Raw genomic sequence first — 13,788 nt, forward strand, 5'->3', positions numbered from 1 at the left:
AATGACTTAACGACAAAACAAAAACCTCATAACCTGTTATATATTCCCCTGGTCCGGAGGTAGCGGTTAGCAGCGGCAGCCGTTGATGCATGCGGCCAGATCTCGCCTGGGCATGAGCGTTGCAGTTCTGAGGGTAACCGAATTTCCTCAAACTTCAGCGAGGCCCGAAATGACCACTCTCCATGCTCCAGCCACCAACGACAACGCCCGCGGCACCTTCGCCGGCGAGGAAGACACCGAACACGACATCGCGAAACTAGCGGAGTTGATCCGCGATATCCGGGTGGCGATGCTCACTACGTTTCCGAGCGGTGGCAAACCGCACGCCCGCCCGATGTACACGCAGGAACTCGACGCGAAGCATTTCGACGGCTCGCTCTGGTTTATGACTGATGCCGAGTCGCTCAAGGTGGCCGAACTCGAAACGAATCCTAGCGTGCTGATGACCTACGCGGCACCAAACAAAAACCGCTACGTCGTCGTGACCGGCGAAGCTCACGCCGAACACAATCCCGAAAAAGCCCGCGAGCTGTGGAACATTCACGCGAAGGGATGGTATCCCAACGGCCCGGATGATCCGAACCTGGCGCTGATCCGCGTGCAGGTTACTTCGGCAGAATACTGGGACGGCCCGTCGAACACGTCGTACCTGCTGAACCTGCTCACCGCCGTGGTCAGCGGCAGCCGCGTGCAAACAACCGGCAAACACGGCACGTTGAGCAAATAATTGCTTCACACAATTTCTAAGATGCGCAGGAATAACCTATGACTCCTGCGCATCATTCTTTTGGCCGGCAAATAAAATTTCAAATCGGCCGCGAACCTCTCTGCGAGTCGTTCGTCTTACTTACAGACAGTCAGATACGCTGACAGTCGCCAACAAAAATACAAAGCAGTCTTCGGGTCAGGAATTCGTTCGATGTCGATCATGCGGCTAGGTGTGATTCATTTGCAAGAACGTCGCGATACGTTCGGCGGTTTTTCGATTGAAAAACCACTGAACTTTATCGGTCGTCCCCTGCACTTGTGACACCTGGTCTCGAGACCAGCACGAGCTTTCTAAAGCCCGGTGTCGCAAGACAACGGGCTTTTTTCGTGGACTTTTTGAACGTTTTGATTGCTTTGGGTTGGTAGCTGAGACGGTGTAGCGGCTGGCTGAAGACCAGCAGACGAGGATTCGAGCGCCTCCCGACCCACTGATGAGATTTCTGCTTGGCCCGTTCTTCTATCGGTTCAGGATGCTGCTTTTTCAAAGCGGCGAGGTGGGTTCAATTCCCACACGGGCTGCTGACAACGTGACGAGTTTGAGTTTGGTAGTTGCGGGCTGGTGTGCCTGACCGCGGCTGATAACCGCGGATCGCTGAGTTCGATTCTCAGAACTACCACTGATATTCATTGGCGTGAGCCAGGATTCGAAAACAGGAAGACAAACGATGCATCGCGACGCTTACTACAAACGCCACGTCCTGATACCTCAGGGTCGTGGTGTAACGGCAGCATGACGGACTTTTAATCCGTCCGGTGTGGGTTCGAGTCCCTCCGGCCCTATGTAGGCGAGTCACTCCGTGACTCGCAACACATGTTTGGCAATGGCAGGTCGAGGTGCGATCGAAAGACAACGCGGTGAGCATTGCGAAGCACGCGCCAAATGGCTGTTGCGAGTCACGGAGTGACACGCCCACGAAATGGCGCGTAGCTCAGCGGTGAGAGCAGCGTCCTTATAAGACGACGGTGGTGGGTTCAATTCCCGCCGCGCCAACTGGAGATGCAAAACGAGTTGAAAATTACGGGATTAAGGTGTTAGCGGCAGCATACCTGGCTCTTAACCAGGTTGGTGAGGGTTCAAGTCCCTCTGGTCCCACTCGGTGAAAGATAGAGTTCGTTGACAATTTGGTTGATCCTTAGTAAACGCGCCCATGATGTAACGGCAACCTACTGCCTTGCCATGGCGGAGATGTGGGTTCAATTCCCACTGGGCGCTTTTCGAAACGAAGTTTTTCAGGATGTAGGAAAGTGGACTACTCCGCGTGCCTCGGGTGCACGAGATCGCTGGTTCGAATCCAGCCATCCTGATTGTGCAATCGGAGTTTTGTGGTGTGCCGTGCTGGTACGGCAGTGTGCCTGTTAAGCACGCGCTCGCAGGTTCGATTCCTGCCGCCACAGCTTGTTGAAAAATATTCGGGGGTCGGCTAACGGCAGGCTGCCTGGCCTTGAACCAGGAGATGGAGGTTCAATTCCTTCCCCCCGAGCTGAGTTGGATATGGTCCCGTGGCCCAGCGGCAACGGCAGCACTCTTACAAAGTGACGATCGGTGGTTCGAGTCCACCCGGGACTACTTGTAGGCGAGTCACTCCGTGACTCGCAACACATGTTTGGCAAACGAACGTAGGCGCGTAAGTCGTGAATTGGTGGATTTCGCTGACGCGGTCCATTGCCAAACGACTGTTGCGAGTCACGGAGTGGACTCGCCTACGGAATTGTCCTCATGGAGCAGCCAGGAGTGCTCGCCACCCTGTCACGGTGGAGGTCGCGGGTTCAAGTCCCGCTGGGGACGCTGTTTGGTTTTGTTGGATGGCGCGGTACGCAATCTGGGAAAGCGGCGAAGCTCAGAACTTCGTGACTCTGTGGGTTCGACTCCCACCCGTGCTATTGAGCGAGAGGCGAGAGATGGGAGGTGGGAGGCGGGGGAAGGCAGAAAGAAGAATGCAGAAGTAAGAACGGCCCGTTCGTTTAGTGGTAGGACGCTGGGTTCTCAGTCCGGCAATATGGGTTCGATTCCCATACGGGCCACTGGAGGCGGGGCGAGAGACGGGGGAAGACTATGCATTTCCCTCGTCTCCCGCCTCTCGCCCCTCGCCTCCCGCGCAAGGCCAAGTGGTGTAACTGGTAAACACACGGCACTCAAAACGCCGAGCTCGTAGAGCGTGGGAGTTCGAGTCTCCCCTTGGCTACTGATTGGTGAGTGAACGAAAAACTTATGCGGATGGGCCAGTGTCCTGCGGAGTCTCATAAGCTCTGCCAGTCGGGTGCGACCCCCGAATCCGCGACTCGGTGCGTGTGGTTGTGAGTTAAAGCTCAGTGCATGCATCGCATAGCTCGATGGTGAAAAGGAAATCATGCCTCGCTTCGAACGAGGTGGTCCGGGTTCGAGTCCTGGTCGAGCTACTCGATTCGGCAAAGCTGCCAATATGGTGCCGGTGGTGTAGAGGTCTCTGCATGCCTGGCTGTGAACCAGGAGGTAAGGGTTCGACTCCCTTCCAGCACCCTGCGAGATACGTTAGGTTCAACCGACCTATCACTTCCCTCTCTCGCGCTGTTTTCGCCGTGCAACTCGGTTCGACTTGGATCGACGATACCTTTGCTGAAGCCTTCGGCATGCGCTACTGCCGTTTGATCGTAACGGCTGCCGATGCGTACTGGCTCGATGCTGCGCTGCGCGAGTTCTGCGGCTATAGCGCGAGCGTCATCGCTTGCGACGCCGAGATCGGCATTGAGCGGCAGCTGACGACTGCAGAAACGCCGGACGGCCGGGTCGGGGCGAGCGTGTTGCTATTCGGTTTCTCGACCGATGCGCTGGCGAAGGCCATTCCGAACCGCGCCGGCCAATGCTTGATGACAGCGCCATCGACGGCGGTCTTCGATGGCTTGCCTAACAGCGAAACAAAAATTCCGCTTGGCAAACACATTCGCTTTTTTGGCGATGGTTTTCAAAAGAGCAAAAAGCTCGGCAAGCGTCGTTACTGGCGGATTCCGGTAATGGACGGCGAGTTTGTGATCGATGATGTGATGGGCATCGAACGTGGCGTCGCCGGCGGCAACATTATTCTGCAAGGGATCAATCAGACGACCGCATTGGCTGCTGCCCGGCGCGCAGCCGAAGCGGTTGCAGCACTACCGGGCGTGATCGCTCCTTTTCCGGGAGGAGTCGCGCGGTCGGGAAGCAAAGTTGGCTCGCGCTACAAAGCATTAAAGGCTTCGACGGCCGATGCTTATTGCCCGACGCTCCGCGGCCGGGTTGTAAGCAAGCTGCATCCCGACGCCAACTGCGCTTACGAAGTAGTCGTTGACGGTGAGAGTGAAGCCGCCGTCGGCCTGGCGATGGCAGCCGCAATGCGGGCTGCAGCCGGTGACGGCGTGGTGTCGATTTCGGCAGGCAACTACGGCGGCAAGCTCGGCAAGTTTCACTTTCACTTGCACAAGCTGCTGGGCTGATGATCCGGCGCTCAGCCGCTGATACTGGCGATCAGATCTTTCGCAAAAACGGCGAGGGCGATGAAAATCACCACGCCGAAGGTGCTGTAGGCCGCGATGTAGATTCCCCTGACGAATTCTGCGCTCGGTGGCTCGCGCAGCTCATACACCGACCAGGGATTGGCCAGCGGCGCGTTTTGATTCGACCTCACCAGTTCCGGGCCGAGCGTCGCTCCCCAACTGCTGCGCCGCGTTTTGGTGCAAATGCCGGTGATCTTTTTCTGCGCGACGAACTGCCGCAGCATGGCATCGTTGTTGATGACCTTCGAGGAAAAGACCAGTTCGATCTTGTCCTGCGGTGCACCATCGGGATACATCGCGACCCAAACTTCCCGCCACTTATCGTTCTCGGTTTCAACCACATAGCCGCCGGGCTCGAAGTCGGTGATGGAGACGTGGCGGTTGTCGCCAGGGCCATTCTCGATGAGGTCGGCTGCGGAGATCTCTTGCGGTGGCCGCTGCAGCACTTCGAATTCATCCTTGGTAACCGCGCCCATAAACGCGAGGATTGGTCCCAGGAAAAGGCCGGCGAGAATGGCGATTACGACAAGCGCGGTTAGCGGAGTTCTCTGCCGTAGATCGGCCGGCGGTTCGGCCTTCCAATAAATAGTGCGAACGAGCGGGCCGCTGATGGTCTGCACGATCTCCGGCTCGAGTTCATCGATCTGCGACATGCGATAGAGAATGCCCTGCAACAGCTGTTGAGCATTCGTCATGGCAGGATCGGAGCGGAGAATCTGCAACGGCGTTTTGCCGTCGCGAAAGCGGACCTCCATGCCTTTGATCCGCCCCAGCAGCGTTTGGATCGCGGCCCCTTCGACCGTGCCGCCGTGATAGACGATGCTGGTCATTCGCTCGATCTCTTGCACGCGGCGTTTGACCACGCGGCCGGTGTAGAGATGGGTCGCGCGAATCTCATCGCCCTCGAGTTCGATCTGGCCGTAGTCTCCCTTCGTCATCATGTAGGCGAAGACGCCAAAGCCAGCGACCGCGGCCACGCAACCGAGGTAACTCAACGGCGGCTCGGCAAGCCAGAGCAGAAAGCCGATTGTCGCGATACCAAAAGCGATTACCAGCGCCGTGCCGATGTATTGGCCAATGATGCGGCCACGCGAGAAGTAACCACGGATCACTCCCGCCGGTGGCTGCAGGTTTTCGGGAAGGATGCCGAAATCGCGAAAGGACTGCGGTTGCTGAGGCATGGCGATGGGAGAGGGCAAGCGTTGGCTGGTCGAGTTTCGCCCGATTGTGCCGGACGCAAAGTCCGGCGTCAAATTTCGCGGCGACCAGTTTCGCTGCGACCAGCACCTACCCCGCCAATCGATCAGTCGGATGGATACGTCGCCGGCTCGCCCTTGATTTCCATCAAGGCATTGCAAGCGGCCCGTTGTTCGGCTTCCTTCTTGTTGCGGCCCCAAGCGCCTTGATAGCGCGTGCCGCCGATTTGAGCGACGATCTTGAAGCACTTGCTATGGTCGGGGCCCTTCTCATCCATCAAGTGATAGGTGGGCGTGGTGCCAACTTCGCGCTGGGCCAGTTGTTGCAGCAGCGATTTGTAGTTGCCGCCGAGTTCGCCAGCCGCGGCGAGTTCCACTTCCGGTCCGATATAGGCCAGTACAAACTGTCGGGCCGCCGGCTCACCGCCATCCATATAGATCGCGGCGATCAGCGACTCAAATACATCGGCGAGCAGCGACGGCGGCACGCTGGGGTGCGTCGACATCCCTTTGCCGAGCACGAGAAATTCTTGCAGGCCGAGGGCTTCGCTCACTTTGGCGCAAGTCTGCCGGCTGACGACTACCGACTTGATCTTCGTCAGATCTCCCTCGAGATAATCGGGGAACTGCTGAAACAGCACGTCGCATACGACAAAGCCAAGAATCGCGTCGCCCAGGAACTCCAGCCGTTCGTTCGAAGCCAGCCGATGTTCGGCGCCGGAGGCGTGCGTGAGCGCAGCGCGCAGCAGGGCCTGATTGCGAAATTGATAGCCGATGCGATGTTCGCAGCGCTCTAGCAAGGTGAGCGAATCGAGAGGCGCGGCCGTGGCGGTGTCCGTGGCAGTGGGCTGCGGATCACCGTCGAGCACGGGAGTTTCGTCAGTCATAGAAATAATACCCCTACTGTCGCAAACCTATATCTGGAAATATGTTTTGTCAATATTCAGATCTAGTTTTGAGCCCCGAGGTCGGTCATGCGCATTGTGGTTTGCTATCCCGTCGAAAACCGCCACTTACAACAAATTCAAGCCGCAGCCCCCGATTGCGAGGTTTGTAACGCCGGCCAGGAAGGGATCGCCCGCGAATTGTTGACGGCCGATATTTTTTGCGGTCACGCCAAAGTTCCCGTGCCTTGGCCTGAAGTCGTCAAGCAAGGCCGACTCCGTTGGATCCAGTCTTCGGCTGCCGGTCTCGATCACTGCCTGACACCGGAAGTGATCGCCAGCGAGATCGTCGTAACCAGCGCATCCGGACTATTTGCCGATCAGGTTGCTGAGCAAACTTTCGCGCTGATGCTCGGTTTGCTCCGCTCGCTGCCGACGTTCTTTCGCGCTCAGCAAAAGCTCGAGTTCATTCGCCGGCCGACTGGCGACTTGCATCACAAGACCGTTGGCATCGTCGGCTTGGGCGGCAACGGCACACGCATCGCCGAAGTGCTCCGGCCGTGGAAAACTCGGATCATCGCCACCGATACTTTCGCCGATGACAAACCCGACTGCGTCGATGAACTCTGGCCCGCCGATCAATTGCCGAAGTTGCTGCAGGCCAGCGACATCGTGATTCTCGCCGCGCCGCTCAATGAAGAAACCGAGCACATGATCGGCGCTGCCGAGTTTGCGCAGATGCGTAAGGGAACGATGCTGATCAATGTCGCCCGCGGACCGATCGTCGACGAAGCAGCCTTGGTCGCTGCACTGCAATCTGGGCACCTTGCTGGAGCGGGATTGGATGTGACCGAAGTTGAGCCACTTGCTCCAGAAAGCCCGCTGTGGGCGATGCCGAATGTGATCATCACGCCGCACGTCGGAGCGCAAGCTGCCCGGCGTGTCGATGACTCGACCGATTTGATCTGCGAGAACCTGCGCCGTTACTTCGCTGGTAAAAAGCTGCTCAACGTCGTCGACAAGCGGTTGGGCTATCCCACGCCTGCAGCCCGCCGCGGCGAATAGCCGTTTCCAAACTGCGAGTTAAGTTGCAGTGCCGCTGGTATCACTGGTTCCGTCGCTGCGGAACCAGATGTGCCGATTCCACTCGGCGTCGTTCATGTCGGGGAAGTCGGTGCGCAAATGCACGCCGCGTGATTCCTTTCGCGCACGAGCGGCTTGCGCCATTACCCGGGCGATGATGAGCAGATTCTGCAGCTCCCAGCCTTCCACGTCGTTGAATTGCCGCACGAGCACGTACCTGCGCCATTGATCGATGGTCGCAATCGCTTCGACCAGCAGTTCGTCCGACCGTCGCACGCCGCAGGCTCGCCACATGAGCGCTTGCAGCGAATTGCGAATGTCGGTGACATCGAGCGGCTCGTGAGAATCGATCGAGTCTTCCGGCGGCGCGCTGGAAATAGGAAAAACGCGAAAGTCACTCGGCATGGCGAGGGCCGCCTGCGATGCGCCGTGGCCCGCATGCGCGCCATAAACCAAGCCTTCGAGCAGGCTGTTCGAGGCGAGGCGATTCGCGCCGTGCAAGCCAGACGAGGTTGCTTCGCCCGCAGCCCATAGGCCGGAAACGGTGGTTCGCCCAGCAAGATCGACTGTCACGCCGCCGATCATGTAGTGCGCGCCGGGCCGAACGGGAATGCGATCTCGCGTAATATCGAGGCCGAATTGCTTGCAGGCCGCGGCGATGCCGGGAAAACGCTGCCGAATGAACGTGGGATCGAGATGCGTCACGTCGAGATAAACGCAGGGGTGCCGCGTTTTTTCCATCTGTGTGACGATCGACTTCGAAACGACATCGCGTGGCGCGAGCTCCAAACGCGGATCGTACTGCGCCATGAACCGCACGCCGTCGCGATCGATCAGCCGAGCCCCTTCACCACGAATGGCTTCGGTGATCAAGCTGCGGCTGCCACCGGCGATGTAGAGCACCGTCGGATGAAACTGCATGAACTCCATATCGCGCAATTCGGCGCCGGCCCGATACGCCATGGCATGACCATCGGCGGTAGCAATGGCCGGGTTTGTTGTCTCACGATAAATCTGTCCCGCGCCGCCGGTTGTGAGAATCGTCTGCTTGGCCCAGACCAGCATTTGCTCGCCGTGCTTCGTGGCGACCACAGCGCCGTGGCAGGAGTTTTCGTGCGTCAGCAGATCGATGGTGAATGTGTTTTCCCAGATCCGTACATGCGGCAGCGCTGCCGTGTGTTCGGCCACAGCCCGCATCACTTCGCGGCCGGTCATATCACCGAGGGCGTGAACAATTCGGTTGTGGCTGTGGCCACCTTCGCGGCCGAGCAGAATTTGCCCGGCTTTTTCGTCAAACCGCGTACCCCATTGAATGAGTTCGGTGATTCGTTCCGGTGCTTCACGCACGACCATTTCGACCACCCGCTGATCGCAAAGCGAGCCGCCGGCGATCAACGTGTCGCTCACGTGGTCTTCAAAACGATCGACCGGGTCGAGAACACCGGCGATGCCACCTTGGGCGTAGTTGCTGTTGGATTGCAGCAGTGCGTCTTTCGTCACCACCATGACCGACAGCCGCGGATCGATGGCATTGGCCGCCCGCAACCCGGCCAACCCGCCGCCGATAATCAGCACATCGGTGAAAAAGTGCGGGAGCTGCCGCGGGGTGAACGAGACGAGATAGCGGGGCGTTGCCAAAGGCATGGAGTGCTCACCAAGGGGTGTTTTGCGTGCCTTGCACTCTAAGCCGGTCACCTATTGAAAGAAAGTGCTCATCCCCTCCAACGGCCCGTCCGCACGCAGCCTAACAAACTCGCAAGGAACGATTTTTCCGCTTGCGCAGGCGGTAGGATCACGCCGCGCCCACCATGGCAAACGCGCCCCTGGGGCGGGTACACTACACCCTTCCTTTTTCGGCCCGATGGAGTTGTCGGCGATTGGCTGCCGATAGCACTTCTCTTGCCAGGAATCCCGCGCCTCTCCCGGTCGCTGTCTGCCTGATCGCAACAACACCGCGCAGCAACAACACCTCATGAACAAAATCACCAAGCTTCTCGTCGCCAACCGCAGCGAAATTGCCATCCGCGTCTTCCGCAGTGCTCACGAGTTGGGCATTCGCACCGTGGCCATCTATGCCCACGAAGATCGCTACGCCCTGCACCGCTTCAAAGCCGACGAGGCCTACCTGATCGGCAAGCCGGGCGAACCGATTCGTTCCTATCTCAACATTCCCGAGATCATCGCGGTTGCCAAGCAGCACGGCGTCGACGGCATTCATCCGGGCTACGGTTTTCTTTCCGAAAATCCGGAATTGGCCAAGGCCTGCAAAGCCGCGGGAATTACCTTCGTCGGTCCGCACGAAGAAGCGCTCAAAAAGCTGGGCGATAAAACGTTCGCCCGCAGCATCGCCGAGCAAACGCAAGTGCCGATTCTCAGCGGCAGCGACGCGATTCCGAATGCTCAAGATGGTTTGAAAAAAGCGACGAAGCTCGGCTTTCCGATCATCCTCAAAGCAGCTCACGGCGGTGGCGGCCGCGGAATGCGTGTGGTGCTGAAGGAAGCCGATTTCGTCACATCGTTTGAATCGGCGCAGCGCGAATCGATGTCGGCATTTGGCAGCCCTGATGTCTTTATCGAAAAGTACATTACCAGCGCCAGCCACATCGAAGTGCAGCTCCTCGGCGACAAGCACGGCAACTTGTTCCACCTGTGGGAACGCGATTGCTCGGTGCAACGCCGGCATCAAAAGGTCGTCGAAATCGCGCCAGCCCCGCATCTCGATCCCGCCGTTCGCCAGGCTCTGTGCGATGCTGCGGTGAAGATCGGCCGGGCGGTGAAATATGAAAACGCCGGCACGGTCGAGTTTCTCGTCGATCGCGAGACTAACCAGTTTTACTTCATCGAAGTGAATCCGCGCATCCAAGTCGAACACACCGTGACCGAAGAAGTCACCGGCATCGACATTGTGAAATCGCAGATCCTCATCGCCCAGGGCGTGCCACTCGCCGATCCGGAGATCGGCCTGCCGTCGCAGGACCTGGTGAAGACCAACGGCTTTGCGATTCAGTGCCGCGTCACGACCGAAGACCCCGCCAATAATTTCATGCCCGATTACGGCCGTATTGCGCATTATCGCTCGGCGAGCGGCATGGGCATTCGCCTGGATGCGGGCAGTGCTTATTCGGGCGCCACGGTCAATCCGTTCTACGATTCGCTGCTAGTGAAAGTTAGCGCTCGCGGTCGGCGGTTCGTCGATGCTGCTCGGCGCATGGAACGCTGCTTGCAGGAATTCCGCATCCGCGGCGTGAAGACGAACATTCCATTCCTCATTCAGCTGATCACACATCCCACGTTCCTGGCCGGAGATTGCACGACACGCTTCATCGATCAAACGCCCGACCTGTTTCACATGGCGAAGCGGCGGAATCGCGCGACCAAGCTCCTCACCTACCTGGGCGAAGTCATCGTCAACGGCAACCCGCTCGTCAAAGGCATGCCCAAAGCGACGCGCCGATTGCCAGCACCGGTGCCGCGCATCGAAAAGGGAACGACGCCGCCACCGGGCTCGCGCGACAAGTGGAAGGAACTCGGCCCCGCGAAGTTCGGCGAGTGGGTCAACAAGCAGAAGGGGCTGCTCTTGACCGACACCACGTTCCGCGACGCCCATCAGTCGCTCTTGGCAACGCGGATGCGGACCAAGGATCTGACGAACATTGCCGAAGTTTATTCGCATCACCTCAGCGAACTCTTTTCGCTCGAGATGTGGGGCGGCGCGACGTTCGACACCAGCATGCGGTTCCTCAAGGAATGCCCCTGGCAACGTCTGGCCGATATGCGGGCCAAGGTTCCGAACATTCTGTTTCAGATGCTGTTCCGCGCCAGCAACGCCGTTGGTTACGCGAGCTATCCCGACAACGTCGTGCGCGACTTCTGCAAAGAAGCAGCCGAAGCGGGAATGGACATCTTCCGCATTTTCGATTCGCTCAATTGGGTCCCCAACATGAAGGTCGCGATGGAAGCGGTCCTCAAGGCGGGCGGCCTGTGCGAGCCGGCAATCTGCTACACGGGCGACATCCTCAATCCAAGTCGCACTAAGTACAACCTGCAGTATTACGTCGATCTTGCCAAGGAACTCGAATCGCTCGGCGCGCACATCCTCTGCATCAAGGATATGGCCGGTCTCTGCAAGCCATACGCAGCCGAGCTGCTGGTGAAAACGCTGAAGCAAGAGATCGGCATTCCGATCCACTTCCACACGCACGATACGGCCGGCATGCAAGCCGCTTCGATCTTCAAAGCGGCCGAAGCGAAGCTCAATATCTCCGACGCCGCGATGGCGCCGATGAGCGGCGGCACGAGCCAGCCGAATCTCAATGCGATTGTCGAAGGCCTCCGCTTCACCAAGCGCGACACCGGTCTCGATGCTGAAAAACTGAACCGCGTCGCCGATTACTGGCAAGCCGTCCGCGAGTTCTATCTGCCGTTCGACAGCGTGATGCTGCCAGCCACGGCGGAACTGTACGAACACGAAATGCCCGGCGGTCAGTACACCAATCTCTATCAGCAAGCCCGTGCGATTGGCCTGGCCGATCGCTGGACGCAGGTTTGCAAGATGTACGCCGAGACCAATCAACTCCTCGGCGATATCGTGAAAGTCACACCGTCGTCGAAGGCAGTCGGCGATCTCGCGCTGTTTCTCGTCGCCAACGACCTGCAGCCGAAAGACATCGTCGAAGGAACTCGCGATTTTGCGTTTCCCGAGTCGGTCATCGATCTGCTTAGCGGCATGATGGGTCAGCCACCGGGCGGTTTCCCTAAGGCCGTGCAAAAGCGGATTCTGCGCGATCGCAAAGCGGTGAAGGGCCGACCCGGCGCAAGCTTGCCACCAGCCGACATGGAAGCTGCGACGACCAAGGTTAAAGGCTTGTTGCTGCGTGATCCATCGCGCCGCGAAGTTCTCTCGCACATTCTCTATCCCAAGGTGTTCGAGGAATTCGCCGAGCACCAACGCAAGTATTCCGACACCAGCATCTTCCCCACGCCGGTCTTTTTCTTCGGCCAGGAACCAGGCGAAGAAATGGCCATCGATATCGAAGAAGGCAAGACGCTGATCGTCAAGTTCCTCAACGTCGGCGAGAGCAACGCCGACGGCAAACGGACGGTCTTCTTCGAATTGAACGGGCAGCCCCGCGAAGTGACCATCGACGACAAGTCGGCTGAGGCTTCCGCGACCAAGCGAATGAAGGCCGATTCAAGCAACAAGCAGCAGGTCGGAGCGAGCATGCCGGGCATGGTCGTGTCGGTCGCGGTGAAGGCCGGCGATTCCGTTGCCAAGGGCCAGAAGCTGCTGTCGCTCGAAGCCATGAAGATGGAAACCACCGTGGTCGCCGAGCAGGACGGTAAGATCGCCGAACTGTTTGTGAAGCCCGGCACGCGCGTCGAGACGGGCGATTTGATGCTGACGTACGCGTAAGAGGGGCGAGGGACGGGAGGCGAGAGGCGAGGGAAATGCGGAAGAATGAACTCGCGAGTTTGGCGGCCCATCCTTGGATCCAGCGATTGGAATTTACCCAGTCGCTGGGTAGTACGAATGACCAGGCAACTCAGTTAGCTGCGGAAGAGTTCCTCGCTTGTCCCGCGCTCGTCTGGGCTGAGGAACAAACGGCTGGTCGCGGTCGCGGCGGGAACCGCTGGTGGTCGAGTCGCGGTGGCTTGATGTTTTCGGTCATCCTCTCGGGCGAAGGTTCCGCGCCGGCCAACTGGTCCGGCTATTCGCTCACGGCCGGCCTGGCCATTTGCGAAGCGTTGGCTGCCGAAATCCCTGCTGTGGATTTCGCGGTGAAGTGGCCCAATGATGTGTATGCGGATGGCCGAAAAATCTGCGGCATCTTGATCGAGTCGCCGGCCCAGGCCCGCGGCCGGCTGATCGTGGGGATCGGCGTGAACGTGAACAATTCGTTTGCCGACGCGCCGGAAGAGCTGAGTTCCACGGCGACTGCCTTGTGCGATCTCGATGGTCAGCAGCGATCGCTCAGCGCGGTGCTCTTCGAGATTCTCTCGCGCCTCGAGCACTGTTGGCAGCGGCTCGCGGCAGAAGGTTTCGCCGCGCTTCGCGAGCATTGGCAGGAACGGGCCTCCCTCACCGGCCGCACGGTGACATTGCAAGTCGGTCGCACGCAGCACGTCGGTCGTTGCCTGGGAATCGATGCCGACGGCAGCCTGTTGCTCCACACCGAGCGGGGCCGAGAAGCCTTCGCGGCGGGCAGCGTCGTCTCGTTCGAGTAGCGATCGCTCAAGTTGCTGCGCTTTGAGCGTTCAGCAACCAGCATTGATGTCGCAGCAGCCACGACGTGTGGAAAACGCGGCGAATTCGAGTGTTTCTAGCTCTGGCATGACCTTTGCAAAGTGCTGAA

Annotated in this window: 8 protein-coding genes and 16 tRNA genes; 21 read left to right on the top strand and 3 right to left on the bottom strand. The window is 58.9% G+C overall.

Features of this window, described 5'->3' with window-relative positions; translation table 11 throughout:
- Positions 1-169 precede the first annotated feature (169 nt).
- The 18 genes from M9Q49_RS15495 (at position 170) to fhcD (ending at position 4,212) form a co-directional block, all read left to right on the top strand.
- Positions 170-727 carry a pyridoxamine 5'-phosphate oxidase family protein gene (locus M9Q49_RS15495; RefSeq protein ID WP_254509715.1) on the top strand — a complete coding sequence of 186 codons (558 nt, stop codon included), beginning with the start codon at positions 170-172 and terminating at the stop codon, positions 725-727.
- Positions 728-1,124: 397 nt separating this feature from the next.
- Positions 1,125-1,196, top strand: a tRNA-Phe gene (locus M9Q49_RS15500).
- Between the two features lie 18 nt (positions 1,197-1,214).
- Positions 1,215-1,287: transfer RNA gene (locus tag M9Q49_RS15505), tRNA-Glu, on the top strand.
- Between the two features lie 189 nt (positions 1,288-1,476).
- A tRNA-Lys gene (locus tag M9Q49_RS15510) sits at positions 1,477-1,548 on the top strand.
- A gap of 138 nt (positions 1,549-1,686) precedes the next feature.
- Positions 1,687-1,759 (top strand) — tRNA-Ile (locus M9Q49_RS15515).
- A gap of 29 nt (positions 1,760-1,788) precedes the next feature.
- Positions 1,789-1,861 (top strand) — tRNA-Lys (locus M9Q49_RS15520).
- Between the two features lie 49 nt (positions 1,862-1,910).
- Positions 1,911-1,981: transfer RNA gene (locus M9Q49_RS15525), tRNA-Gly, on the top strand.
- An 18-nt stretch (positions 1,982-1,999) separates the two neighbouring features.
- A tRNA-Pro gene (locus M9Q49_RS15530) sits at positions 2,000-2,073 on the top strand.
- Positions 2,074-2,090: 17 nt separating this feature from the next.
- A tRNA-Asn gene (locus M9Q49_RS15535) sits at positions 2,091-2,163 on the top strand.
- Positions 2,164-2,178: 15 nt separating this feature from the next.
- A tRNA-Gln gene (locus tag M9Q49_RS15540) sits at positions 2,179-2,249 on the top strand.
- Between the two features lie 13 nt (positions 2,250-2,262).
- Positions 2,263-2,335, top strand: a tRNA-Val gene (locus tag M9Q49_RS15545).
- 144 nt (positions 2,336-2,479) lie between these two features.
- Positions 2,480-2,554 (top strand) — tRNA-Asp (locus M9Q49_RS15550).
- A gap of 19 nt (positions 2,555-2,573) precedes the next feature.
- A tRNA-Leu gene (locus tag M9Q49_RS15555) sits at positions 2,574-2,649 on the top strand.
- Between the two features lie 70 nt (positions 2,650-2,719).
- A tRNA-Glu gene (locus tag M9Q49_RS15560) sits at positions 2,720-2,790 on the top strand.
- Between the two features lie 78 nt (positions 2,791-2,868).
- Positions 2,869-2,951: transfer RNA gene (locus tag M9Q49_RS15565), tRNA-Leu, on the top strand.
- A 142-nt stretch (positions 2,952-3,093) separates the two neighbouring features.
- Positions 3,094-3,165: transfer RNA gene (locus M9Q49_RS15570), tRNA-Arg, on the top strand.
- Between the two features lie 25 nt (positions 3,166-3,190).
- Positions 3,191-3,266 (top strand) — tRNA-His (locus tag M9Q49_RS15575).
- A 58-nt stretch (positions 3,267-3,324) separates the two neighbouring features.
- Positions 3,325-4,212, top strand: a complete 888-nt coding sequence (gene fhcD / locus M9Q49_RS15580) for a formylmethanofuran--tetrahydromethanopterin N-formyltransferase (protein ID WP_254509716.1) — start codon at positions 3,325-3,327, stop codon at positions 4,210-4,212.
- An 11-nt stretch (positions 4,213-4,223) separates the two neighbouring features.
- Here fhcD and M9Q49_RS15585 read toward each other — a convergent pair whose 3' ends face one another.
- Positions 4,224-5,453 (bottom strand): hypothetical protein, encoded by a 1,230-nt coding sequence (locus tag M9Q49_RS15585; protein ID WP_254509717.1) that lies wholly within the window; start codon positions 5,451-5,453, stop codon positions 4,224-4,226.
- 122 nt (positions 5,454-5,575) lie between these two features.
- Complete coding sequence (rnc, locus tag M9Q49_RS15590; protein WP_254509718.1) at positions 5,576-6,355, bottom strand: ribonuclease III; 780 nt, start codon at positions 6,353-6,355, stop codon at positions 5,576-5,578.
- Positions 6,356-6,442: 87 nt separating this feature from the next.
- On the opposite strand from rnc, the gene M9Q49_RS15595 reads away from it, so the two are divergent.
- Positions 6,443-7,417 (top strand): D-2-hydroxyacid dehydrogenase, encoded by a 975-nt coding sequence (locus M9Q49_RS15595; protein ID WP_254509719.1) that lies wholly within the window; start codon positions 6,443-6,445, stop codon positions 7,415-7,417.
- 18 nt (positions 7,418-7,435) lie between these two features.
- Here M9Q49_RS15595 and nadB read toward each other — a convergent pair whose 3' ends face one another.
- Positions 7,436-9,079, bottom strand: a complete 1,644-nt coding sequence (gene nadB / locus M9Q49_RS15600) for an L-aspartate oxidase (protein WP_254509720.1) — start codon at positions 9,077-9,079, stop codon at positions 7,436-7,438.
- A gap of 328 nt (positions 9,080-9,407) precedes the next feature.
- On the opposite strand from nadB, the gene M9Q49_RS15605 reads away from it, so the two are divergent.
- Together M9Q49_RS15605 and M9Q49_RS15610 are read left to right on the top strand one after the other, a co-directional pair.
- A complete protein-coding gene (locus M9Q49_RS15605) occupies positions 9,408-12,848 on the top strand; it encodes a pyruvate carboxylase (protein WP_254509722.1) in 3,441 nt (1,146 codons plus the stop codon).
- 35 nt (positions 12,849-12,883) lie between these two features.
- On the top strand, positions 12,884-13,660 hold the full coding sequence (locus M9Q49_RS15610; protein WP_254509723.1) for a biotin--[acetyl-CoA-carboxylase] ligase: 777 nt from the start codon (positions 12,884-12,886) through the stop codon (positions 13,658-13,660).
- Positions 13,661-13,788: the final 128 nt, after the last annotated feature.

Source organism: Anatilimnocola floriformis (assembly GCF_024256385.1).
Taxonomy (GTDB): Bacteria; Planctomycetota; Planctomycetia; order Pirellulales; family Pirellulaceae; genus Anatilimnocola; species Anatilimnocola floriformis.

Coding starts and splice junctions, on each gene's coding strand:
- M9Q49_RS15495 (WP_254509715.1), top strand. CDS start 170: ATGACCACTCTCCATGCTCCAGCCACCAACGACAACGCCCGCGGCACC.
- M9Q49_RS15585 (WP_254509717.1), bottom strand. CDS start 5,453: ATGCCTCAGCAACCGCAGTCCTTTCGCGATTTCGGCATCCTTCCCGAA.
- rnc (WP_254509718.1), bottom strand. CDS start 6,355: ATGACTGACGAAACTCCCGTGCTCGACGGTGATCCGCAGCCCACTGCC.
- M9Q49_RS15595 (WP_254509719.1), top strand. CDS start 6,443: ATGCGCATTGTGGTTTGCTATCCCGTCGAAAACCGCCACTTACAACAA.
- nadB (WP_254509720.1), bottom strand. CDS start 9,079: ATGCCTTTGGCAACGCCCCGCTATCTCGTCTCGTTCACCCCGCGGCAG.
- M9Q49_RS15605 (WP_254509722.1), top strand. CDS start 9,408: ATGAACAAAATCACCAAGCTTCTCGTCGCCAACCGCAGCGAAATTGCC.
- M9Q49_RS15610 (WP_254509723.1), top strand. CDS start 12,884: ATGCGGAAGAATGAACTCGCGAGTTTGGCGGCCCATCCTTGGATCCAG.